Source organism: Streptomyces sp. HUAS 15-9, from assembly GCF_025642155.1.
Taxonomy (GTDB): Bacteria; Actinomycetota; Actinomycetes; order Streptomycetales; family Streptomycetaceae; genus Streptomyces.
Window position 1 is genome coordinate 7,580,263 of the sequence record NZ_CP106798.1, and the last position, 22,470, is coordinate 7,602,732.

The 22,470-nt window shown below is 71.4% G+C and carries 20 protein-coding genes and 4 pseudogenes; 15 read left to right on the top strand and 9 right to left on the bottom strand.

From position 1 onward, the window contains the following. Window positions 1–24: 24 nt before the first annotated feature. A complete protein-coding gene (locus tag N8I87_RS34525) occupies window positions 25–498 on the top strand; it encodes a carboxymuconolactone decarboxylase family protein (RefSeq protein WP_263214701.1) in 474 nt (157 codons plus the stop codon). A 102-nt stretch (window positions 499–600) separates the two neighbouring features. On the opposite strand, the gene N8I87_RS34530 is transcribed toward N8I87_RS34525, so the two are convergent. Further along, window positions 601–978 (bottom strand): cupin domain-containing protein, encoded by a 378-nt coding sequence (locus N8I87_RS34530; protein ID WP_263216797.1) that lies wholly within the window; start codon window positions 976–978, stop codon window positions 601–603. Window positions 979–1,199: 221 nt separating this feature from the next. On the opposite strand from N8I87_RS34530, the gene N8I87_RS34535 reads away from it, so the two are divergent. Further along, the gene (locus tag N8I87_RS34535; RefSeq protein ID WP_263214703.1) at window positions 1,200–2,096 is read left to right on the top strand and encodes an RNA polymerase sigma-70 factor; all 897 of its coding nucleotides are present in this window, start codon (window positions 1,200–1,202) and stop codon (window positions 2,094–2,096) included. A gap of 32 nt (window positions 2,097–2,128) precedes the next feature. On the opposite strand, the gene N8I87_RS34540 is transcribed toward N8I87_RS34535, so the two are convergent. The 5 genes from N8I87_RS34540 to ssgD form a co-directional block, all read right to left on the bottom strand. Then, window positions 2,129–2,968, bottom strand: a complete 840-nt coding sequence (locus N8I87_RS34540) for a hypothetical protein (RefSeq protein ID WP_263214704.1) — start codon at window positions 2,966–2,968, stop codon at window positions 2,129–2,131. A gap of 85 nt (window positions 2,969–3,053) precedes the next feature. Continuing rightward, window positions 3,054–4,028, bottom strand: a complete 975-nt coding sequence (locus tag N8I87_RS34545) for an acyl-ACP desaturase (protein WP_263214706.1) — start codon at window positions 4,026–4,028, stop codon at window positions 3,054–3,056. 227 nt (window positions 4,029–4,255) lie between these two features. Beyond that, a complete protein-coding gene (gene ddaH / locus N8I87_RS34550) occupies window positions 4,256–5,032 on the bottom strand; it encodes a dimethylargininase (RefSeq protein WP_263214707.1) in 777 nt (258 codons plus the stop codon). Window positions 5,033–5,208: 176 nt separating this feature from the next. Next, window positions 5,209–6,834, bottom strand: coding sequence for an ABC-F family ATP-binding cassette domain-containing protein (locus N8I87_RS34555; RefSeq protein WP_263214708.1), 1,626 nt, complete (start codon window positions 6,832–6,834; stop codon window positions 5,209–5,211). 279 nt (window positions 6,835–7,113) lie between these two features. Continuing rightward, window positions 7,114–7,530, bottom strand: coding sequence for a spore wall synthesis regulator SsgD (ssgD, locus tag N8I87_RS34560; RefSeq protein WP_263214710.1), 417 nt, complete (start codon window positions 7,528–7,530; stop codon window positions 7,114–7,116). Window positions 7,531–7,842: 312 nt separating this feature from the next. On the opposite strand from ssgD, the pseudogene N8I87_RS34565 reads away from it, so the two are divergent. Beyond that, window positions 7,843–8,858: pseudogene (locus N8I87_RS34565) on the top strand (WD40/YVTN/BNR-like repeat-containing protein). 62 nt (window positions 8,859–8,920) lie between these two features. Beyond that, window positions 8,921–9,253 carry a plasmid stabilization protein gene (locus tag N8I87_RS34570; protein WP_263214711.1) on the top strand — a complete coding sequence of 111 codons (333 nt, stop codon included), beginning with the start codon at window positions 8,921–8,923 and terminating at the stop codon, window positions 9,251–9,253. Window positions 9,254–9,263: 10 nt separating this feature from the next. Here N8I87_RS34570 and N8I87_RS34575 read toward each other — a convergent pair whose 3' ends face one another. Continuing rightward, window positions 9,264–9,560 carry a YciI family protein gene (locus tag N8I87_RS34575; protein WP_263214712.1) on the bottom strand — a complete coding sequence of 99 codons (297 nt, stop codon included), beginning with the start codon at window positions 9,558–9,560 and terminating at the stop codon, window positions 9,264–9,266. Window positions 9,561–9,621: 61 nt separating this feature from the next. On the opposite strand from N8I87_RS34575, the pseudogene N8I87_RS34580 reads away from it, so the two are divergent. Continuing rightward, window positions 9,622–10,308 (top strand): annotated as a pseudogene (locus N8I87_RS34580) (endonuclease V); the annotation flags it as partial. A 531-nt stretch (window positions 10,309–10,839) separates the two neighbouring features. Continuing rightward, the gene (mmpA, locus tag N8I87_RS34585; RefSeq protein WP_411577401.1) at window positions 10,840–10,977 is read left to right on the top strand and encodes a morphogenic membrane protein MmpA; all 138 of its coding nucleotides are present in this window, start codon (window positions 10,840–10,842) and stop codon (window positions 10,975–10,977) included. A 42-nt stretch (window positions 10,978–11,019) separates the two neighbouring features. On the opposite strand, the gene N8I87_RS34590 is transcribed toward mmpA, so the two are convergent. Further along, complete coding sequence (locus tag N8I87_RS34590; RefSeq protein WP_263214714.1) at window positions 11,020–12,198, bottom strand: saccharopine dehydrogenase family protein; 1,179 nt, start codon at window positions 12,196–12,198, stop codon at window positions 11,020–11,022. A gap of 91 nt (window positions 12,199–12,289) precedes the next feature. Between N8I87_RS34590 and N8I87_RS34595 the strand changes: the two genes are divergently transcribed. From N8I87_RS34595 to N8I87_RS34620, 6 genes and pseudogenes are all read left to right on the top strand, one after another. Further along, a complete protein-coding gene (locus tag N8I87_RS34595) occupies window positions 12,290–12,670 on the top strand; it encodes an MmcQ/YjbR family DNA-binding protein (protein WP_263214715.1) in 381 nt (126 codons plus the stop codon). Between the two features lie 138 nt (window positions 12,671–12,808). Continuing rightward, window positions 12,809–13,963 carry a CaiB/BaiF CoA transferase family protein gene (locus N8I87_RS34600; RefSeq protein ID WP_263214716.1) on the top strand — a complete coding sequence of 385 codons (1,155 nt, stop codon included), beginning with the start codon at window positions 12,809–12,811 and terminating at the stop codon, window positions 13,961–13,963. Beyond that, window positions 13,963–14,974 (top strand): annotated as a pseudogene (locus N8I87_RS34605) (LLM class F420-dependent oxidoreductase). Before N8I87_RS34600 ends, N8I87_RS34605 begins: the two are co-directional and overlap by 1 nt. 31 nt (window positions 14,975–15,005) lie before the next feature. Continuing rightward, window positions 15,006–16,220: an acetyl-CoA C-acetyltransferase gene (locus N8I87_RS34610; RefSeq protein WP_263214718.1), complete on the top strand. Its 1,215-nt coding sequence runs from the start codon at window positions 15,006–15,008 to the stop codon at window positions 16,218–16,220. Between the two features lie 46 nt (window positions 16,221–16,266). After that, the gene (locus N8I87_RS34615; RefSeq protein ID WP_263214719.1) at window positions 16,267–18,444 is read left to right on the top strand and encodes a 3-hydroxyacyl-CoA dehydrogenase NAD-binding domain-containing protein; all 2,178 of its coding nucleotides are present in this window, start codon (window positions 16,267–16,269) and stop codon (window positions 18,442–18,444) included. Window positions 18,445–18,610: 166 nt separating this feature from the next. Further along, on the top strand, window positions 18,611–19,945 hold the full coding sequence (locus tag N8I87_RS34620) for a glycoside hydrolase domain-containing protein (protein WP_263214720.1): 1,335 nt from the start codon (window positions 18,611–18,613) through the stop codon (window positions 19,943–19,945). Between the two features lie 24 nt (window positions 19,946–19,969). Here N8I87_RS34620 and N8I87_RS34625 read toward each other — a convergent pair whose 3' ends face one another. Continuing rightward, entirely contained in the window at window positions 19,970–20,683 is a 714-nt protein-coding gene (locus N8I87_RS34625) for a MerR family transcriptional regulator (protein WP_263214721.1), read from the bottom strand. A gap of 39 nt (window positions 20,684–20,722) precedes the next feature. Between N8I87_RS34625 and N8I87_RS34630 the strand changes: the two are divergent. The 3 genes and pseudogenes from N8I87_RS34630 to N8I87_RS34640 form a co-directional block, all read left to right on the top strand. Beyond that, a pseudogene (locus tag N8I87_RS34630) lies at window positions 20,723–20,971 on the top strand (amino acid permease); the annotation flags it as partial. 42 nt (window positions 20,972–21,013) lie between these two features. After that, window positions 21,014–21,502, top strand: coding sequence for a macro domain-containing protein (locus N8I87_RS34635; RefSeq protein WP_263214722.1), 489 nt, complete (start codon window positions 21,014–21,016; stop codon window positions 21,500–21,502). Then, complete coding sequence (locus N8I87_RS34640; RefSeq protein WP_263214723.1) at window positions 21,499–22,416, top strand: adenosine kinase; 918 nt, start codon at window positions 21,499–21,501, stop codon at window positions 22,414–22,416. Before N8I87_RS34635 ends, N8I87_RS34640 begins: the two co-directional genes overlap by 4 nt. Window positions 22,417–22,470: the final 54 nt, after the last annotated feature.

Here is a 22,470-nt window from a genome sequence, read left to right on the forward strand (position 1 = left end):
AACCACCACACAGGAGAGACCACCATGCAATCTCGACTCGACTACTTCGGCAGTCCCCTCGCGGGCAAGGTCCTGCGGCACATCAACTCGGCCGGCAAGGCGGTTCTGGACTCGGCGCTGCCGGCCGAGATCCAGGAACTGGTGAAGATCCGGGCCAGTCAGATCAATGGCTGCGGCTTCTGCACCGACATGCACACCAAGGACGCCGCCGCGGCGGGCGAGACCGTGCAGCGCCTCCACCTGGTCGCGACCTGGCGCGAGGCCACGGTCTTCACCGAAGCGGAGCGCGCCGCGCTGGAGCTGGCCGAACAGGGCACCCGTATCGCCGATGCGGCGGGCGGTGTCCCGGACACGGTCTGGGAGAACGCCGCCAAGCACTTCGACGAGGAGCAACTCGTCGCGCTGATGTCGCTGATCGCCATCATCAACGCCTACAACCGCATCAACGTCATCAACCAGCAGCCTGCCGGGGACTACCAGCCCGGTCAGTTCGGCTGAGCCGGCCCGCACCCCTCGCCGTGCGCCGTCCGTCTCCCCGCCCCGGCCCCGGGGCGGGGAGACGGCGTGCGTGTGTCCTTCCCGGCCCGAGGAGCGGTGCCGTCAGCTCTCGGGGCGCGGAGCCCGCAGATGTGCCCGGCGAGCCAGTTCCTCCTCGTCCACCAGCGTGAGCATCGGCTGACCCGGTGCGCACAACATGGTCACGAGGAAGCGGGTGCGCGCGTCCGGCAGGGCGTTGCCGTCCTGGTAGTGGATCACGTCACCGCCCGGCTCCCAGAACGTCCCGCCGGCCTCGACCACACGTTCCGGCTCGCCCTCCAGCTCGAAACGGACAGCGCCTTCGAGCACGTATCCGAAGGTCGGCCCGGAGTGCCGGTGCGGGGGAGTCCCGGGGTCGCCGGGAGGCCACTCGATCACGACGGTCATGCCCGACGCGCCCTCGGGGATGAACGGGGGTTTGGCGTCCTGCAGCAGCGTCAACGCCGTCTGCCAGGTCCCGGACCGCGGCTCCGCGTCGGTCCGGGCCTCCGAGTCCTTGTTCGCCACTGTTTTTTTGCACCTCCACGATCTGCGTCCGGCAGGATCCCGACTTCCATCGTCCGGCAGGAAAGGCGTTCACGGAGTCCGGGCAGATCAATGCGACCGTGGGCGTGCCTCTCCGAGGGCTTGTAGCATGGTGGCCGAAGCCGGAGGGACCGATCATGCACGCCGAGACCGACGCGGCCGCGCTGGAAAACGCCGCGCGAGAGTTCGTCGCGGTGCGGCCGCAGCTTTTCGGAATCGCGTACCGCGTACTGGGCAGTCGCGTCGAAGCCGAGGACGTCATTCAGGAGACATGGCTTCGGTGGCAGAACACCGACCGCGGCGGCGTACGTGAGCCGATGGCGTTCCTGACCACGGTCACGGCCCGACTCGCCATCAGTTCCGCCCAGTCCGCCAGGGTTCGGCGGGAGTCGTACGTCGGCCCCTGGCTGCCCGAACCGGTCGACACCGGCCAGGATCCACAACTGGGCGCGGAAAAGGCGGAGGCGCTGGAACTGGCGGTTCTCTTTCTTCTGGAGAAGACGAATCCGGTGGAACGGGCCGCTTATGTTCTGCGGGAGGCCTTCGATTATCCCTACCGGCAGATCGCGGAAATTCTGAAAACCAGCCAGGCAAACGCGCGCCAATTCGTCAGCCGTGCCCGGAAACATCTGGCGGCCGAACGCAGGAAACCGGTCGGCCCGGACGAGCACCGGCGTCTGCTGGAGGCATTTCTCGGCGCGGCCCGGACGGGCGACATGTCCGCGCTGGAGGACGTTCTCGCCTCGGATGTCGTCAGCTATTCCGACGGCGGCGGGGTGCGCGGAGCATCCAGGATTCCGGTCGTCGGACGCTCCCGTGTGGCCAGGTACCTCGTGGCCTTCGCGCCGCGTTTCTGGGACGGGGCGGACATCCGGTGGGTCGAGGCCAACGGCCGTCCTGCCGTCCTCGTCTCCGCGCACGACGGCACGGTCGCGCTGCTGTCCGTCGACGTGTCGGCGCAGGGCGTCGAACGGATCATGTGGGTGATGAACCCGGCCAAGTTCGATCCGTACGTGGCCTCTCTCGGCGGCTGACGCGTCGTACCGAAACGCTCCCGCGCCCGGGCTCAGGCTATCGCGCCCGCCGTCGCCAGCAGTTCCGGTGCGTTGCCGTGGAACGTCTCGACGAGCTGGGCCAGTACCGCCCAGGCGTCCTCGCGGTCGCCCAAGTGGTCGTGGACGAGCGGGCGCAGGGCTTGCTCGGCCTCCTCGACGCGGGCCGGGAACAGTACATGACCCATGGAGAGGACCTGGAGGACGTGTACGGCGGGGCCGTGGGCCGTCGCGTACTCGGCCGGGCCCTCGAGCACACCCGCCCCGCGGACCCGGTGGGTGAACTTGCGGTGCGAGCCGAACCGCTCGCGCAGCGCGGGCGGGCAGTCCGGGCGTACGGACAGCGCCCAGCGCGCGTACCCGGGCAGTGGACGCTCGCCGTGCGCCTCGGCGACCGCCGCCCAGTCGGTGCGCGTCAGGACCATGGACCCGGCCGCCCGGGCCTGTTGAAGGGACGTCGCTTCCCGCAGCGCGCCCACGAGGCCGTGCCGCACATAGCTCTCGGGCACCTCGGGTTCCTCGCCCGGCAGGGTGGGGTGCACCGGGACCGGCTCGGTGCGCCCGGGACCGAACGGCACGCCCCGCGCGATGGCCCGGCGCAGCGCGGTGTCGGTGCCGATGGACTGCCACACCACCGCGTTGAGGTCCGGGTCGTCCTGCTGAAGGACCCACAGCACCACCGAGGACGGCAGCACATTGGCCCAGGCCCACGCCCGGTCGAGCCGGCGCAGGACCGCCGTGGGGTGCTCGGGGCCGGGCAGGCCGGTCCGCGTCCGGATCCGTCCGGCGGTTTCCTCGTCGATCAGGCCGAGGAGAAAGCCGACTGCCTGCTCCGCCCTGGTGTGGTCACGCATGTCGGCATGATGCCGCAGGCCACTGACAAGGCGCACCGGCAAATCGGTGCGCCCCGCATGGTGTTGTCGGACCCGGTGCCGCCGGTCAGGCCCCGGCGCGCGCCGCCACCCGCGCCTTCCGGGCGGCCAGCTTCTCGTCGAACTTCGAGGCCTCCGCGTCGAGACCGCCCATGAACAGGCCGAGTTCGTCCTGTGCCTGCTTCCCCTCCGGGCCGAGCCCGTCGATCTCCATGATCTTCAGGAAGCGCAGCACGGGCTGGAGGACGTCGTCGTGGTGGATACGGAGGTTGTAGACCTCGCCGATCGCCATCTGGGCCGCGGCGCGCTCGAAGCCGGGGATGCCGTGGCCGGGCATGCGGAAGTTCACGACGACGTCCCGCACGGCCTGCATGGTCAGGTCGGGGGTGAGTTCGAAGGCGGCCTTCAGCAGGTTGCGGTAGAAGACCATGTGGAGGTTCTCGTCGGTCGCGATGCGGGCCAGCATGCGGTCGCAGACCGGGTCGCCGGACTGGTGGCCGGTGTTGCGGTGCGAGATGCGGGTCGCGAGCTCCTGGAAGGCGACGTAGGCGATCGAGTGCAGCATCGAGTGACGGTTGTCGGACTCGAAGCCCTCGCTCATGTGGGACATGCGGAACTGCTCCAGCTTGTCCGGGTCCACCGCGCGCGAGGTGAGCAGGTAGTCGCGCATCACGATGCCGTGCCGGCCCTCCTCGGCCGTCCAGCGGTGCACCCAGGTGCCCCAGGCGCCGTCCCGGCCGAACAGCGAGGCGATCTCGTGGTGGTAGCTGGGGAGGTTGTCCTCCGTCAGAAGGTTGACCACGAGGGCGGTGCGGCCGATCTCGGTGACCTTGGACTGCTCCTTGTCCCAGGCCTCGCCGTCCTCGAACTGGCCGGGGAAGTTACGGCCGTCGGTCCACGGGACGTACTCGTGGGGCATCCAGTCCTTGGCGACCTTCAGATGGCGGTTCAGCTCCTTCTCGACCACTTCCTCGAGCGCGTACAGCAGCTTCGCGTCGGTCCACACGGACGGGCTGCCGAGGGGAGGAGAGGTGATCGTCACAGGAACTCCAGGGGGACGCCGTACAAGGGGGGATGAAACGGGGGTGAGCCGGCGAGCGGCGCCGGAACCTACGAGATCGTAGGCTACGAAGCCGTAGGTTACGAAGCCGTAGGTTAAGCGTGGCGTAAAGATCGCTGATCAGATGCCGTTCCGCTGCTGTACCGGGACATGTCAAAGAGCCCCGGGACGCGCAGGTCCCAGGGCTGTTGGGGTGATGGATCACACGATCAGGCGTACAGCCCCCGCAGGCGCACCGAGAGGCACGTCACACATCCCTCGAGCTTCTCGAACTCGCTGATGTCCACCGTGACCACCTGATGGCCGAGATCGGTGAGCAGTTCCTCCGTCTTGGGCGCGCTGTCCGCCATCAGGAGCTTGCTCCCGCCGAGCAGTACCACGTGCGCGCCGGCCTCCTCGGGCACCGCGAGGAAGCCCGGGAACAAGGAGGGGCGGTCCACGTTCGGGATGTGCCCGATCACCGTGCCGTCGGGCAGCGCGGTGACCGCCGACTTCAGATGCAGCACCTTGTTCACCGGTACGGCGACCACCCGCGCGCCCAGCGGCTCGAAGGCGGCCCGCACCTGCTGCACCCCGGCCGCGTTGGTGCGCCCGCCCCGGCCGACATAGATCGTGTCGCCGACCTTCAGGACGTCACCGCCGTCCAGGGTGCCCGGCTCCCAGATCCAGTTGACCGAGCAGCCGAGGCGGGCCACGGCCTCCTCGACCCCGGCGGTCTCGTCCCGCCGGGACTCGGCACCCGGCCGGGTGATCAACGCCACGTTCTTGTACATGACCACGGTGTCCTCGACGAACACCGAGTCCGGGCAGTCGTCGGCCGCGTCCACCTCGACCGTCTCCCAGCCGTGCGTACGCAGCGCCTCCACGTACGCCTCCCACTGCTCCACGGCGAGTTCCGCATCGACCTTCTCCCGCTCGATGTGCGTCACCAGGCCTTCGGCGAGGCGCGGGCTGGGGCGGCGGACGAGGGCCTTCTTGCTGGGCACGACGGGTCTCCGTATCGGCGGGTCGGTACGGCGCCACGATGCGGCGCCGATTCGCCATCATGCAGGCCCGGACCGGGCGGAGAAAACCCCGGCGCCGGGCCGTGTCCGGCCGAAGGCGCTCCAAGGGGGCCGAAGGCGCTCCAAGGGGACGGTCGGGAGGAGCGCCGACGGGACGGTCAGGCCGGGTCCCCGACCTCCTCGGGTGTCGTCTCCTTCAGTTCTCCCCCCTCCATGAGCAGCCAGCGGGTGATGCCGAGAGACTCGAGGAACGGCAGGTCGTGGCTGGCCACGATCAGCGCTCCCTCGTAGGACTCCAGGGCGGTCGTGAGCTGGCGCACGCTCGCCATGTCCAGGTTGTTCGTCGGCTCGTCGAGCAGGAGCAGCTGTGGCGCGGGCTCGGCCAGCATCAGCGCCGCCAGGGCCGCCCGGAAGCGTTCGCCGCCGGACAGCGTGGCCGCCTTCTGGTCGGCGCGGGCGCCCCGGAACAGGAAGCGGGCCAGACGCGCCCGGACCCGGTTGTCGGTGGCGCCCGGCGCGAACCGGGCCACGTTCTCGGCGACGGACAGCTCGCCGTCGAGGACGTCCAGCCGCTGCGGCAGGAACCGCAGCGGCACATGCGTCTCCGTCTCGCCCGCCACCGGTGCCAGCTCCCCGGCGATGGTGCGCAGCAGGGTCGTCTTGCCGGCCCCGTTGCGCCCGATCAGCGCGATCCGCTCGGGACCGCGCAGGTCGAGGACGCCGTCGACGCGCGCTCCGTACGCCAGTTCCAGTCCGTGCAGGGTGAGCACGTTCCGGCCCGGTGGCACGGCCGTGTACGGCAGGTCGACGCGGATCTCGTCGTCGTCCCGTACGGCGTCCACCGCCTCGTCGAGCCGCCCCTTGGCCTCGGCGAGCCTCTCCTCGTGCATGATGCGGTGCTTGCCCGCGGACTCCTGCGCCGCGCGCTTGCGTGCGCCCATCACGATCTTCGGTTCGCGCTTCTGGTCCCACATCTTCTGCCCGTAGCGCTTGCGGCGGGCCAGCTTGACCTGGGCGTCGACCAGTTCGCGCTTCTGCTTGCGAAAGTCCGCCTCGGCGACCCGCACCATGCGTTCGGCCGCCTCCTGCTCCACGGCGAGGGCCTCCTCGTAGGCCGAGAAGTTCCCGCCGTACCAGGTGATCTCCCCGGCACGCAGATCCGCGATCTGGTCGACCAGTTCGAGGAGTTCACGGTCGTGGCTGACGACGACCAGTACGCCCGGCCAGCACGAGACGGCCGCGTACAGCCGCCTGCGCGCGTACAGGTCGAGGTTGTTGGTGGGCTCGTCGAGCAGCAGTACGTCCGGGCGGCGCAGCAGCAGCGCGGCCAGGCGGAGCAGTACCGACTCGCCGCCCGACACCTCGCCGACCGTGCGGTCCAGGCCGATGGGCCCGAGACCGAGTTCACCGAGGGTGACGAGCGCACGCTCCTCGACGTCCCAGTCGTCGCCGACCGTGTCGAAGTGCTCCGCGGCCGCGTCGCCCGCCTCGATGGCGCGCACCGCGGCCCGCCGGGCGGCGATGCCGAGCGCCTCGTCGACGCGCAGGGCGGTGTCGAGCGTGACGTTCTGCGGGAGGTAACCGACCTCGCCGGTCACCTTGACGGTGCCGTCCGACGGGGTGAGCTCGCCGGCGATCAGCTTCAACAGGGTAGACTTTCCCGATCCGTTGACGCCGACGAGCCCGGTCTTGCCGGGGCCGAAGGCCACGTCGAGGCCGTCGAGGACGAGGGTGCCGTCGGGCCAGCCGAAGGACAGGGACGTACAGCTGAGGGAAGTGGACACAAGGGCCTCGCGGTTGCTGGATGCGGTCGGGGTGAACGCGTGTAGAGACACCACGAGGCGCGGACCGGGGAACCGGGGGCACACAAGGGCCCTGTGCCGGAGGACGGCTCGGACGCCGAGGTCGCACACGACGCACACACCCGACGGGTGTGACGCGGTGTCTCAGGACCTCAGACGAGCAACGTCCTTCTCCAATCGACGGCAACAGGACCGATGAACAACGTACGAGGGGTGCGTCGGGCCGTCAACGCAATAAAAAGCCGACGGCGACCGGCTAGGTCAGCAGGCGTCCCGCATCAATTCGGCCAGGCCGTGGTCGAGGTCCAGCTGGAGGTGTTCCAGGCCCTCGGGCACGAGCTCGTTCGTGGCCTGAAGGAACCGGCGGATCTCGCCCGTGCGCACGTGCACCACGGCGGTGCCCTCGGGGGCGTGGAACTCCAGGACGGTGCGGTCGTATCCGTACGGCCGCACCCGGACGTCGCCGCGGCCCTCCGGGCCGTGCAGGCCGGCGGAGAGGAGCTCGCGGGCGAAGCTCCAGCACACCTCGACGCCCTCCAGGGTGGCCGGGGCGGGGAAGGTCATCCGGACGGCGAACGGGTCGTGCCGGTCGTAGCGCAGCGTGGCGGGAATGCTCGGCATGCGCGGTGCGGCGGCGACGAGTCGGGCCTCTACGGGCTGCTCGATGACGGTGGACAACGCCTTGCTCCCTCGTGACGGCTGGACGAACTTCCGGGTGGCTGAGACCTGGCACTGGAAGAGACGACGGAATCAGCCAATCCGTGCACACGAATTTCGAGTGACCTCGGTCACCGCGTCCATGCACGCGAGCGTCAGGCGTGTTCCGCGCTGCCCCGCGCGGCGGTCGGGCCCCCTGGACGGTGCCGGGGCGGTGGGCTAGCTTCGCCCGCCATGAGGCGCTTGGGGAGCACGCGACGAACGAGACGTACGACCCGTACCAGCCGGACGGTGGCCGCGGGGGTGGCCTGCGGGGCCGCGCTCGCCGCGCTGATGCTCGCACCGGCGCACGCCGCGCCGCGGGGCGGCCACCGCGCACCGCACTGGGAACTCAAGGACACCGGCACCCCCGACATCCGCTACCGCGGGCTGTCCGCCGTCAGCCGCGACACCGCCTGGGTGGCCGGATCCGGCGGTACGGTTCTGCGCACCACGGACGGCGGGGCGAGCTGGCGGAACGTCTCTCCACCGGGCGCGGCCGCGCTGCAGTTCCGGGACATCGAGGCGTTCGACGCGCGGCGCGCGGTGGTGCTGGCCATCGGCGAGGGCGAGGACTCCCGCGTCTACCGCACCGAGGACGGCGGCGCGACCTGGACCGAGTCCTTCCGCAACACCGACCCGAAGGCGTTCTACGACTGCCTCTCCTTCTTCGACCGCCGCCACGGCCTCGCCATGAGCGACCCGGTGGCCGGAAAGTTCCGCATCCTGTCCACCGGCGACGGCGGCCGCACCTGGCGGGTGCTGCCCTCCGACGGCATGCCCGCCGCGCTGGACGGCGAGGCGGGCTTCGCGGCGAGCGGCCAGTGCCTGGCCACCTCCGGTCCCAGGGACGTCTGGCTGGCGACCGGTGGCGGGGCACGCGCGCGCGTGCTGCACTCCACGGACCGCGGCCTGACCTGGAACGCCAGCGACACACCGGTCCCGGCCGGCGATCCGGCCCGCGGCGTGTTCGCTCTCGCCTTCCGCGACCGCACCCACGGCCTCGCCGTCGGTGGCGACTACCGCGCGGAGCAGCCCTCCCCGCGGGCGGCGGCGCTCACCCCGGACGGCGGCCGCAGCTGGCGGCCCGCCGGCACGCCCCGTCCGCCTACCGCTCCGGCGCCGCCTGGCTCCCGCACAGCGGCGGCGCCGCGCTCGCCGTCGGCCCCACCGGAACCGACCTGACCACGGACGCCGGGCGCACCTGGCGGACGGTCGACACCGGCTCGTACGACACCGTGGACTGCACCCCCGACCTGGGCTGCTGGGCGGCCGGGGAGAAGGGGCGCGTGGCGCGGCTGGAGAGCTGATGCGGTGGGTCCCGGTGCGGGTACTCGGTCGTCGTACACGACACGAGAGGAAGTGAGCGGTCGTGCCACGCGGTGCCAGTCCCAAGCGGGAACGTCAGTACGAGCACATCAAGCAGAGCGCCCTGGACCGGGGCGAGAGCACGGAGCGTGCCGAGGAGATCGCGGCGCGGACGGTCAACAAGGAACGCGCCAGGGCCGGTGAGTCGAAGACCGCCGGCCGCACCTCGACCCAGGACATGTCGTCCGGCGAGCGTGGTGGCAGGCGGTCGCACCAGGGTGCCCAGGGGCCCACGTACGACCAGCTGTACGAGGAGGCCAAGCGGCGCGGCATCAAGGGCCGTTCGGACATGAACAAGCAGCAGCTGCGGAGCGCGCTGGGCGGCAAGAAGGGTTGAGCCCGCGCGCTCAGCGCAGCGTCTCGCGGTAACGCTCCAGCTCGGGCGCCGTCTTGGTGGCGATGAACTCCGTGATGCGGTACTCGCACACCCCGGCGGTGACGAAAGGATCGCCCGCGGCGACGTTCTCGATGCGGGCGCGGTCCTCCGCGACGGCCAGGATCACCCCGCCCTCGCGGGGGTTCTTGCGCCCGGAGGCGAGGAACACGCCCTTCTCGTACTGCTCGTCGAGCCATGCCACGTGCGCCGGCATCACGGCGTCCACGGCGTCGAGCGGCGCGGTGTAGATCAGCTCCAGTACGAACATGATCGAGAGCCTACCCCTGGGTGCCCGCGCGGCCGGCCGGACCCGTACAGTCGACCCCACCATGACGACCGTACGTGTGCCCGCGGACTGGCCCGCGACCGAGGAGCAGGCCCGCGCCGTACAGGACGAACTGCGCGGACGGGTGGTGCTGGACGAGCCGGGGCCGCCGCCCGGGACGGGGTACGTCACAGGGGTCGACGTCGCCTACGACGACGAGCGGGACGTCGTCGCGGCCGCGGCCGTGGTGCTCGACGCGGCGACGCTGGACGTGGTGGCCGAGGCGACGGCCGTCGGGCGGATCTCCTTCCCGTACGTGCCCGGGCTGCTCGCCTTCCGCGAGATTCCCACCGTCCTGGCCGCCCTCGACGCCCTTGCCCACCCGCCGGGCCTGGTGGTCTGCGACGGCTACGGACTGGCCCACCCGCGCCGCTTCGGCCTCGCCAGCCACCTCGGCGTGCTCACCGGGCTGCCCACGATCGGCGTCGCCAAGAACCCGTTCACCTTCACGTACGACGACCCGGAGGCCCGGCGCGGCAGCGGCACCCCGCTCCTCGCGGGCACCGAGGAGGTCGGCCGTGCCCTGCGCACCCGGGACTCCGTCAAGCCCGTCTTCGTCTCCGTCGGCCACCGGGTGAGCCTGGACAACGCCTGCGCCCACACCCTCGCGCTCACCCCCGAGTACCGGCTCCCGGAGACGACCCGCCGCGCGGACGCCCTCTGCAGGCGCGGGCTTCGCGAGGCGACGAGCGGGCGGAGCCCCCTGGTCGAGCAGGCGGCCGCGGATCCCGAACGGAGCTGGGGCCGTTCCCTGTTCGAGCGCCAGCCCCTTCCCGTCGTCTGGGCGGGCCGGGTGCTCCGGGCGGCGGCGGAGGAGCTGGGCCGGACACCGGAGATCGACGCCGCGCTGGACCTCGCGGACGACCGGGACCGCTGGAGCCAGGGGCGCGAGGTGTTCGGGCTGGTGCGCGGGCGGGGGCTTGCGGCCTGGGAGTATCCGACGGAGGAACAGCGGCTCCTGGTCCGCCTCGCGGAGCTGGTCGGCAAGCTCGCCCACAACGAGGCGGGACCCCCGCCCTTCTTCGACTACCACACGGGGTGGCAGATCGGTCCCCTGGCGGTCCGGCTCGCCACCGCCGCGCACGATCCGGCCGTACGGGACCGCATCGCACAAGCGCTGGGGGACTGGCCGCCGGCCGAGTACGAGGCCTGAGCACGTCGTGTGAGTAGCTGTACGGATGTGACGGCCCCGAGGGACCGGCACGCTGTGGCGCATGAAGACATCCCGTGCCGCAAAGCCCTCGCAGACCCCAACCGCCCCGTCGAGCGCGCCGTGACGGCCGCGCTGGTCCTCGCCGTGCCGGCGGGGCTCGGCTGGATAGGCGGGATGATCTACACCGTACTGGGGTGGCCGCTCTAGCCGCTCCGGCCCCTCCAATTGCTCCCGCCGCGCAGCGCGGCGCTAGAAGGCCGCCGCCACCCTGAACGTGATCCCCGCCCCGCGCAGCCGCTCGGTCAGGGCGTCGCCCATCGCCTGAACCGTCGTGACCTGGCCGGCCGTCGGCGGCAGGTCGTCGAAGGCCAGGGACAGGGCCGACTCGGCGAACATCTTCGCCGTCTCGCCGTAACCGGGGTCGCCGCCGCGGACCTCCGTGAGCACGCGTCGGCCGCCGCCCTGGCCGACGAACCGGACCGAGAACCAGCTCTTCGCGCGCTTGTCGGCGCTCGGCCCGTCCCCGGGCTTGAGCCGGTTCGACAGCCAGCGCCGGGCGGGCGGCAGCTGGGCGGCGGCGAGCACCGCGCCCACGGCCGCGACCGAGCCCAGGGCGACGGGCAGCCGTTCGACGGCCGCGTAGTGCCGGTAGCGGAAGTCCGGGCCGTACCGGTCCAGGGCCTTCGCCGAGCGCCGGACGATCTGCGCGTCGATGGTCGGCAGGGGGAGGGCCCAGGCCCCGACCTCCTTGGCGAACCGCGGCGCGCCGGTCGGTGCAGAAGCCCTGCGCCCCATCAGCCGCGGCTCGTGCCGGCCGCGGTCGCGCGCGGCGGCGAACATCTGCCGGCCGCGCCCCATCTGGGTCAGTGCCGAGGCGAGGGTGCCACCGGAGAAGGTGGCGTCGGCGGTCACGTATCCGTCCACCGTCAGCGGTACGCCCTCGGGCAGCTGCCGGACCGTGAAGTACGCCCCCAGGTCGTGCGGCACCGAGTCGAAACCGCAGGCGTGCACCAGCCGGGCGCCGGTCTCACGCGCGCGTGCGTCGTGGCGGACGTACATCAGGTCCACGAACTCGGGCTCGCCCGTGAGGTCGAGATAGTCCGTCCCGCTGTCCGCGCAGGCGGCGACGAGTTCCTCGCCGTAGCGGACGTACGGCCCGACGGTCGATGCCACCACGCGCGCGTGCCCGGCCAGTTCGCGCAGTGTGTCGGGTTCGGTGACGTCGGCCCGGAGCACTCCGACCTCCGCACCTCCCGGCAGCCGCTCGCGCAGCGCCCGCAGCCGGCTTTCGTCACGGCCGGCGATCGCCCAGCGCAGGTCCGCGGGCGCGTGGGCGGCCAGGTACTCCGCGGTGAGCGTGCCGACGAAGCCCGTGGCTCCGAAGAGCACGATGTCGTAGGGACGGTCCGTCCTGTTCAGCCTGCTCATGACACCTCTCGGTCGTGCAACCCGCGCCGCTGTCGGTGGCTGAGGCTAGCGTGAGGTGTGCGGAGCCCGACGACCAGCCCGGAGGCTGCCGATGGCCGTGTCCAGCAACGCCCTGAAGAAGTGGGAGAAAGTACGAGAGTTCGCTCTCGGGCTGCCGGGTGCGGTCGAGGAGTTCCCCTGGGACGAGAGCGTCGCGAAGGTCAACAAGAAGGTGTTCGTCTTCCTGGGCGTCAGCGACGGCAGCTATCCGCTGGGCGTCACGGTCAAGTTCGGGGACGAGTCGGCGCACGCGCACGCCCTGACCTCCCCGGGCGCCGAACCCGCCGGATACGGCCTCGGCCGGGCGGGCTGGGTGCGGATCCCGCTCCAGGAGCCGGGGGCCCCGGCTGTCGAGCTGCTGTGCGACTGGGTCGAGGAGAGCTATCGGGTGATCGCCCCCAAGCGGTTCATAGCGGAACTCGACGCACGCTGACCTTCCCCGGACCACGCTGGTCGAGCGGGCTTCCGGTTAACTTGGCTAAGCGCTTGCTCGCCCAGGTCTTGTGCCGGGTGGAACACGTTCCTAACATCACTGGTGTTACATCAGTTGTGTCATATGACTGGGGGCGGCATGAGGACGGCGAAGACGCCGACGACGGCACAGGGCCCGCTCACGGGCGTGCGCGTGGTCGAGCTGGCCGGGATCGGGCCCGGCCCGTTCGCCGCGATGCTCCTCGCCGACCTGGGCGCCGACGTTGTACGGGTGGACCGGCCGGGCGGCAACGGCCTGGGCATCGATCCGGCGTACGACATCACCAACCGCAACAAGCGCTCGGTGCTCGTCGACCTGAAGTCGGCGGACGGCCCGTCGCGCGTCCTCGACCTGGTCGAACGGGCCGACATCCTCATCGAGGGCTTCCGCCCCGGCGTCGCCGAGCGCCTCGGCGTCGGCCCCGAGGACTGCCACGCCCGCAATCCCCGGCTGGTCTACGGCCGGATGACCGGCTGGGGCCAGGAGGGCCCCCTCGCCCAGCGCGCCGGCCACGACATCGCGTACATCGCCCTCACCGGCACCCTCGGCATGATCGGCGCCCCGGACGAGCCCCCGGCCATCCCCGCGAACCTGGTCGGCGACTACGCGGGCGGCTCCCTCTACCTGGTCGTCGGTGTCCTCGCCGCCCTGCACCACGCGCGCGCGACCGGCACCGGCCAGGTCGTCGACGCCGCCATCGTGGACGGCGCCGCGCACCTCTCCGCGATGATCCACGGCATGCTGGCCGCCGGCGGCTGGCAGGACCGGCGCGGCGCCAACCTCCTGGACGGCGGCTGCCCCTACTACGGCACCTACGAGACCGCCGACGGCAGATACATGGCAGTCGGCGCCCTGGAGCGGCAGTTCTACGAGGAGTTCCTGCATCTGATGGACCTCGACGAGCTGGCCCCCGCCCGCAAGGACTGGACCCGCTGGGGCGAGCTGCGCGAGCGCGTCGCCGCCCGCTTCAAGTCCCGTACTCAGGACGAGTGGACGGCCGTCTTCGAGGGCTCCGACGCCTGTGTGGCCCCCGTCCTGTCCCTCCGCGAGGCCCCGCACCATCCGCATCTCGCCGCCCGCGGCACCTTCACCGACCACGGCGGCATCACCCAGCCCGCGCCGGCCCCGCGCTTCACCGAGACCCCCACCACCGTCCGCACCGGACCCGTCCTGCCGGGCGCCGACACCACGGAAGTGGCCCGAGACTGGGACGTACCCCGGCTCGTCACCGACCCCGAGAAGGACGGTGACTGATGGAACTCTCGATCCCCCTCGACTACGCGACCGACCCGCGCACGGCCGCGGACCAGGCCGCCGCACTGGAGTCGGCAGGCCTCGACGCCGTCTGGGTCGCGGAGGCGTACGGCTTCGACGCGCCCACGATCATGGGCTGTCTGGCCGCCCGCACCGAACGGATGAAGATCGGCTCCGCGATCCTCAATGTCTACTCCCGCACCCCGGCCCTGATCGCCCAGACCGCCGCCGGCCTCGACGCCATGTCGGGCGGCCGCGCCATCATCGGGCTCGGCGCCTCCGGCCCGCAGGTGATCGAGGGCCGGCACGGCAAGCCGTACGACAGGCCCCTCGGCCGCACCCGCGAGACCATCGAGCTGACCCGACGCATCCTGCGCCGCGAGGTCATCGACCACCACGGCATCACGGACATGCCCCGGCCCGGCGGCCTCGGCAAGCCCCTGAAGATCCTCACCAAGCCCGTGCGCCCCGCGGTGCCGCTGTACGTCGCCTCCCTCGACCCCGCCAACGTCCGTATGACCGCCGAGATCGCCGACGGCCGGCTGCCCACCCTGTTCGTCCCGGAGAAGGCCAAAGACGTGTGGGGCCCCGCTCGCGGAAGGCGCCGCCCGCCGCGACCCCGCCCTGGGGCCGCTGCGGATCGTCGCGGGCGAGCTGCTCGCCATCGGCGAGGACGCGGCCGCCGTACGGGACCTCGCCCGCCCGAAGATCGCCCTGTACGTCGGCGGCATGGGCGCGCCCGGCAAGAACTTCTACAACGACCTCGCCGTCGCGTACGGCTACGAGAAGGAAGCCCGGCTCATCCAGGAGCTGTACCTGTCCGGCCGCAAGAAGGAGGCCGAGGCGGCCGTCCCGGACGAACTCTGCGAGCTCATGTCGCTGTGCGGCCCGGAGGGTTACGTCCGTGAGCGCGTCGCCGCGTTCCGCGAGGCGGGCGTGACGATGCTGAACGTCGTCCCGGTGGGCCAGGAACCGGCCCGCCTGGTCGAGACCGTCAAGAGCTGGCTCTGAAAAACCCTCACCCTCCCGGAAAGGCTTGTCAGTGAGCACCGAAGCGTACGTGTACGACGCGATCCGCACCCCGCGCGGCCGCGGCAAGGCGAGCGGCGCCCTGCACGGCACGAAGCCCATCGACCTGGTCGTCGGACTCATCCACGAGATCCGTGACCGTTTCCCCGGTCTCGACCCGGCCGCCGTCGACGACATCGTCCTCGGCGTGGTCGGCCCGGTCGGCGACCAGGGCTCGGACATCGCCCGGATCGCGGCGATCGCGGCCGGACTGCCGGACACCGTGGCGGGCCTCCAGGAGAACCGCTTCTGTGCGTCCGGCCTGGAAGCCGTCAACCTGGCCGCCGCCAAGGTGCGCTCCGGCTGGGAGGACCTCATCCTGGCCGGCGGCGTGGAGTCGATGTCCCGGGTGCCGATGGCCTCGGACGGCGGCGCCTGGTTCAACGACCCCATGACCAACCTCGCCGTCAACTTCGTGCCCCAGGGCATCGGCGCCGACCTGATCGCCACCATCGAGGGCTTCTCCCGGCGCGACGTCGACGAGTACGCGGCCCTCTCGCAGGAGCGCGCGGCCACCGCCATGAAGGAGGGCCGCTTCGAGCGCTCCGTCGTCCCCGTCAAGGACCGCAGCGGACTCGTGGTCCTCGACCACGACGAGTTCCCGCGCCCCGGCACCACCGCCGACTCCCTCGCCAAGCTGAAGGCGTCATTCGCCGACATCGGCGAGCTGGGCGGCTTCGACGCGGTGGCCCTGCAGAAGTACCACTGGGTCGAGAAGATCGACCACGTCCACCACGCGGGCAACTCCTCCGGCATCGTGGACGGCGCCTCGCTGGTCGCGATCGGCTCCAAGGAGGTCGGCGAGCGCTACGGACTCACCCCGCGCGCGCGGATCGTCTCCGCCGCCGTCTCCGGCTCCGAGCCGACCATCATGCTCACCGGGCCCGCGCCCGCCACCCGCAAGGCACTCGCCAAGGCCGGGCTGACCATCGACGACATCGACCTCGTCGAGATCAACGAGGCGTTCGCGGCCGTCGTGCTGCGCTTCGTCAAGGACATGGGCCTGTCCCTGGACAAGGTCAACGTCAACGGCGGCGCGATCGCGCTGGGCCACCCGCTCGGCGCCACCGGCGCGATGATCCTCGGCTCGCTCATCGACGAACTGGAGCGCCAGGACAAGCGGTACGGCCTCGCCACGCTGTGCGTGGGCGGCGGCATGGGCATCGCCACCATCGTCGAGCGCATCTAGTCCCCAGCGGCAGCGAAGACTTCAGACCTCAACGGAGACCCCTGACATGACCGAGAGCACCACCATCCGCTGGGAACAGGACGACACCGGCGTCGTCACCCTCGTCCTCGACGACCCCAACCAGTCCGCGAACACCATGAACGCGGCCTTCCGCGACTCGCTCGCCGCGATCACGGACCGCCTGGAGGCGGAGCAGGACTCCATCCGCGGCATCATCTTCACCTCCGCCAAGAAGACCTTCTTCGCGGGCGGCGACCTGCGCGACCTCATCCGCGTCACCCCCGAGACCGCCCAGGACCTGCTCGACGGCGGCCTCGCCATCAAGCGGAACCTGCGCCGCATCGAGACCCTGGGCAAGCCGGTCGTCGCGGCGATCAACGGCGCGGCCCTGGGCGGCGGTTACGAACTCGCCCTCGCCTGCCACCACCGCGTCGCCCTCGACACCCCCGGGACCAAGATCGGCTGCCCCGAGGTCACCCTCGGCCTGCTCCCCGGCGGCGGCGGAGTCGTACGCACCGTACGCCTGCTCGGCATCGCCGACGCGCTGCTGAAGGTCCTCCTCCAGGGCACCCAGTACAACGCGCGGCGCGCCCAGGAGAACGGCCTCGTCCACGAAGTGGCCGCCACGCCCGAGGAACTGCTCGCGAAGGCCCGCGCCTTCATCGACGCCAACCCCGAGTCGCAGCAGCCCTGGGACAAGCCGGGCTACAAGATCCCGGGCGGCACGCCGGCCAACCCCAGGTTCGCGGCCAACCTCCCCGCCTTCCCTGCCACCCTGCGCAAGCAGACCGGCGGCGCGCCCTACCCGGCCCCGCGCAACATCCTCGCGGCCGCCGTCGAGGGCTCACAGGTCGACTTCGAGACCGCCCAGGTCGTCGAGGCTCGCTACTTCGTCGAGCTGGCGGCGGGCCAGACCTCGAAGAACATGATCCAGGCGTTCTTCTTCGACCTCCAGGCCGTCAACTCCGGCGCCAACCGCCCCAAGGGCATCGAGCCGCGCCAGGTCCGCAAGGTCGCCGTCCTCGGCGCCGGCATGATGGGCGCGGGCATCGCCTACTCGTGCGCCCGCGCGGGCATCGACGTCGTCCTGAAGGATGTGTCGGCCGAGGCGGCCGCCAAGGGCAAGGGCTACTCCGAGAAGCTGTGCGCCAAGGCCGTCGCCAAGGGCCGTACCAGCCAGGAGAAGGCCGACGCGCTGCTCGCCCGCATCACGCCCACCGCCGACGTGGCCGACCTCGCCGGCTGCGACGCGGTCATCGAGGCCGTCTTCGAGGACACGATCCTCAAGCACAAGGTGTTCCAGGAGATCGAGAGCGTCCTCGCCCCCGACGCGCTGCTCTGCTCCAACACCTCCACCCTGCCCATCACCGCCCTCGCCGAAGGCGTGGAGCGCCAGGCCGACTTCATCGGACTGCACTTCTTCTCGCCCGTCGACAAGATGCCGCTCGTCGAGATCATCAAGGGCGAGCGCACCGGCGACGAGGCCCTCGCGCGCGCCTTCGACCTGGTCCGGCAGATCAACAAGACGCCCATCGTCGTCAACGACTCCCGCGGCTTCTTCACCTCCCGGGTGATCGGCCACTTCATCAACGAGGGCGTCGCGATGGTCGGCGAGGGCATCGAGCCCGCGTCGGTCGAGCAGGCGGCCGCCCAGGCCGGCTACCCGGCCAAGGTGCTCTCCCTGATGGACGAGCTGACCCTCACCCTGCCCCGCAAGATCCGCAACGAGACGAAGCGGGCCGTCGAGGAGGCGGGCGACACCTGGCAGGCGCATCCCGCCGAGGCCGTCATCGACCGCATGGTCGACGAGTTCGGACGCCCCGGGCGCAGCGGCGGCGCGGGCTTCTACGAGTACGGCGAGGACGGCAAGCGGGCCGGGCTGTGGCCGGGGCTGCGCGAGCACTTCACCGAGCCCGGACACCAGATCCCGTTCCGGGACATGCAGGAGCGCATGCTCTTCTCCGAGGCGCTCGACACCGTCCGCCTCCTCGAAGAGGGCGTCCTGACGTCCGTCGCCGACGCCAACATCGGCTCCATCTTCGGCATCGGCTTCCCGGGCTGGACCGGCGGCGTGCTCCAGTACATCAACGGCTACGACGGTGGTGTCGCCGGTTTCGTGGCACGCGCGCGTGAACTCGCCGAGCGCTACGGCGAGCGGTTCCAGCCGCCCGCGCTGCTGGTCGAGAAGGCGGAGCGGGGGGAGACCTTCAGCGACGCGCGCTGAGCACGTCCCCAGGTGACACGGCCGCGCCCGCGTCCTGCCGGACCTCCGGCCAGGCGCGGGCGTGCGCCGTTGCGGGTGAACTTCTTGCACACCTGTGGACAGCGGGGACTTGGGGACGCGACCGTGAGGGCGAGCGAACCCGGCCATACCGCTCAGGGGGGTCCCCATGCCGTGCTCACGCTCTGCCCTGCGAAGATTCCTCGCCGTCGCCTCCGCCTGCCTCCTCGGCGGCGCCTCTGCCCTGGCGGTCGCTCCCGTCGCCGCGGCCGAACCGGCCACACCGGTCGGCTATCCGGCGGGCTCGACCGCCACCCGCTACTCGGGGCTCGCCTTCGACGCCTGCACGGCCCCGCCGCTCACCACCGTGCAGGCCTGGAACGCCTCGCCCTACCGCGCCCTCGGCGTCTATGTCTCCGGCGTCAACCGTACGTGCGCCCAGCCGCAGCTGACCGCGTCCTGGGTGGCCTCCGTGACCGGGCTGAAGTGGCGCCTGCTGCCCATCCACAAGGGCCTGCAACCGCCGTGCGGGGCACGGCCGTCCGACGCCAAGATCAGCACGAGCCCGGCCACGGCCCGCTCGCAGGGCACCGCGGCCGCCACGGAGGCGATCGCCGCGGCCAAGGCCCTCGGCATGCTGCCAGGCAGCGCCCTCTACAACGACATCGAGCACTACACCCAGACCGATGCCATCTGCCGCACGGCTGTCCTGACCTACGTCTCCGCCTGGACCAAGGAACTCCACCGGCTCGGCTATGTCTCCGGCGTCTACATGAACCTCAACCTGGGCGCCCGCCAACTCGCCGACAGCTACACGTCCACGGCCTACGCCCGCCCGGACGCCCTGTGGATCGCGCGCTACGACAGCGTCGACTCCCTCAAGGGCTGGGCCAACATCGCCGACTCCAAGTGGGCCGTCCACCAGCGCGCCAAGCAGTTCCGCGGCGGCCACGACGAGACCTACGGGGGAGTGACCCTCAACATCGACACCGACCGGCTCGACGCGCCCGTCGCCACGGTGGCGTACCCGTACAAGGTGACCAGCACGACCCCGCTCAACGCACGCACCGGGCCCGCGACCAGCTACCCGGTCACCTCGACCCACGCCCCCGGCTCGACCGTGAAGGTCGTCTGCCAGACGCCCGGCACCAAGGTCGGCACCACCTCCGTGTGGGACAGGCTCACCAACGGCGGTTATGTCTCGGACCGTTACGTCAGCACCCCCTCCAGCACCGGCTACAGCGCGCCGCTGCCCCGCTGCGCCTACCCGTACCAGGTGACCGCCCCGGCAGGCGTGACCGAGCGCAGCGGCCCCGGCACGGGGTACTCCGCCGTCGGCACCTCACCGGGCGGAGCCCTGGCGTGGGTCACCTGCCAGCGGTCCGGTTCGACGGTCGGCACCACCAAGATCTGGGACCGGCTGGACAACGGACACTATGTGTCGGACCACTATGTGGCCACGCCCAGCGGCACCTCGTACAGCAAGCCCGTGCCGCGCTGCTGAGCCGCGCGTCGGGAAACGGTGGGTTTACGGAGCCGCGTCTGCCTGCGAGTCGTCGAGCCACAGGCGCAGCTCCTGCTTCAGGGACCGCTGGAACGTGGTCAGCAGCCCCTGCACCACCAGCGGCTGCATATGGGCGGACAGCGATCGCACATGCCGCGCGTCCCGCTCCGACACCTCGCCGCGCAGCAGTTGCGACAGCTCGTGGGCGGCCGCGCGCGAGTGTTCCAGGAGCACCTTCCGCGCGGCGAGGATCGCCTCCTGGGAGAGCGGTACGTCCAGCAGCTCGACGCCGAGCCGCAGCTGTCCGAGGTCCACGCGGTACGCGTCACCGGCCCGCTCGACGACGTCCATCGCCACGAGCCGGTCCAGGTCGCCCTCGTCCAGGGACCGCCCCGCCCGCCGCTCGAGTTCCTCGCGCGACAGCGTCTCCGCCGTGTCCGGGGCCCACGAGGAGACCACGGCCCGGTGCACGGCGAGCTCGTGCGCGGTCAGGTCCGGCGGCAGCTGTCGCAGATACCGCTCGATCGCGGCCAGCGTCATGCCCTGGTGCTGCAGCTCCTCGATCAGCGCCAGGCGCGCCAGATGCTCACGGCCGTAGTGACCCACCCGGCGCGGACCGATCACAGGCGGCGGCAGCAGGCCCCTGGTGCCGTAGAAGCGGACCGTGCGGACGGTGACGCCCGCCCGGGCGGCCAGCTCGTCGATGGTGAGGGTCGGCTCCTCGGTCTCGGTCGTCATGTGCAGCAGTATTGCTGTCTCACCAGTGCTGTGAAACCCGTCCGGCGTGCCCGGGCGGGCCTGGTCACCCGGCCGCACTTCCGCCTCAAGGGCAGCCCCGGCACGGAGATCGCCACGATCGCCTTCCTGCTGGTCTGCCTCGGCATGATGTGGAACGACCCCGAGGTCGGCCGCAAGACCCTGATGCTCATCCCGGTGATCGCCGCGCTGCTGGTCGGCGGCTGGTACGGGGTGCGCCGCCGGGTGTCGAAGACCGCGGACCGGGAGCTGTCCGAGCTTACGAAGTAGCAGGTCACGGCCACTGTCAGTGGCATCGCCTACGGTGGCGTCATGTCGGAGATCACCTATGTCCGGGGTGACGCCACCGTGCCGTCGGTCAAGGGCGTCAAAGTGATCGCCCACGTCTGCAACGACATCGGGGGATGGGGAAAGGGCTTCGTGCTGGCGCTCTCGCGCCGTTGGCCGGAGCCCGAGGCGGAGTACCGCGCATGGCACCGCCACCGTGCGTCGAACGACTTCGGCCTGGGTGCGATACAACTCGTGCGGGCCGAGCGGTATGTCTGGGTGGCCAACATGATCGGCCAGCGCGGTACTCGCACGGGCAGCAAGGGCGTGCCCGTGCGCTACGAGGCCATCGACACCGCACTGGCCCGGCTCGCCGACGAAGTGATCGAACTCGGCGCGTCCGTGCACATGCCCCGCATAGGCTGCGGTCTGGCAGGCGGGAAGTGGTCCCGGATCGAACCGCTGATCATGGAGCGGCTGGTGCGGCGCGGGATCGCGGTGACGGTGTACGACCAAGGGGAGGGCGGGGGATGAGCGGGGACATCGACGTCCTGGTGCTGGGCGGCGCGGGCGTGGACACGATCGTGTACGTCCCCGAGCTGCCGCTCCCGTACGCCGACAGCTACATGATCGACTCCGGGATCCGCACCCGCGCCGGGCAGACCGGCGACTTCGTCGCGGTGGGCCTGAGCGCGCTGGGCCTGCGCACCCATCACCTCGACCTGCTCGGTGACGACCCCGAGGGCGAACTCGTCCGCGCGCTGCACCGGGAGCGCGGGATCCCGCTCACCGCGATCCCACAGCCCGCCGGCACCAAGCGCGCGGTGAATCTGGTCGGTCCGGACGGCCGCCGGCTCTCCCTCTACGACACCAGCCGCGCCCACGCCGACGACCGCTTCCCGGAGCGGACGGTCCGGGACCTCGCCGCGTCGAGCCGGCACGTCCACGTGGCCATCACCCACCCGTGTGCCCACGTCCTGCCCGCACTGCGCGAGACGGGTGTCTCCGTCTCGACCGACCTGCACGACTGGGACGGCGAGAACCCCTACCACGAGTCCTTCGCGTACACGGCGGACATCGTCTTCCTCTCAGCGACGGCCCTCACCGACCTCGGCCGGACGATGCGCCGCATCGCCGACCGGGGCAGAGCCCGGCTGGTCGTCGCCACCGCCGGGGCCGAGGGCGCTTACCTGCTGGCCGACGGCGAGCCGAGCCACATACCGACGGTGACACCACCCGCGCCGGTGGTGGACACGAACGGCGCGGGCGACGCCTTCGCCGCCGCCTTCCTCTTCGCCCACCTCAACGGGGAGCCGCCCCGACGGTCCGCCCTGTACGGGACGGTGGCCGGGGCGTACGCCTGCACGGTGCCGTCGACGGAGACGGCCGCGATAGCCAGGGACGAACTGCTGGACCGGGTCGCCGAGTTGGAGTCGGCCGGCGTGTGAGCCACCGTGCCGCGTCCGCCGGCACCGGACTGGCGTGCCGGGTGACATCCTCGG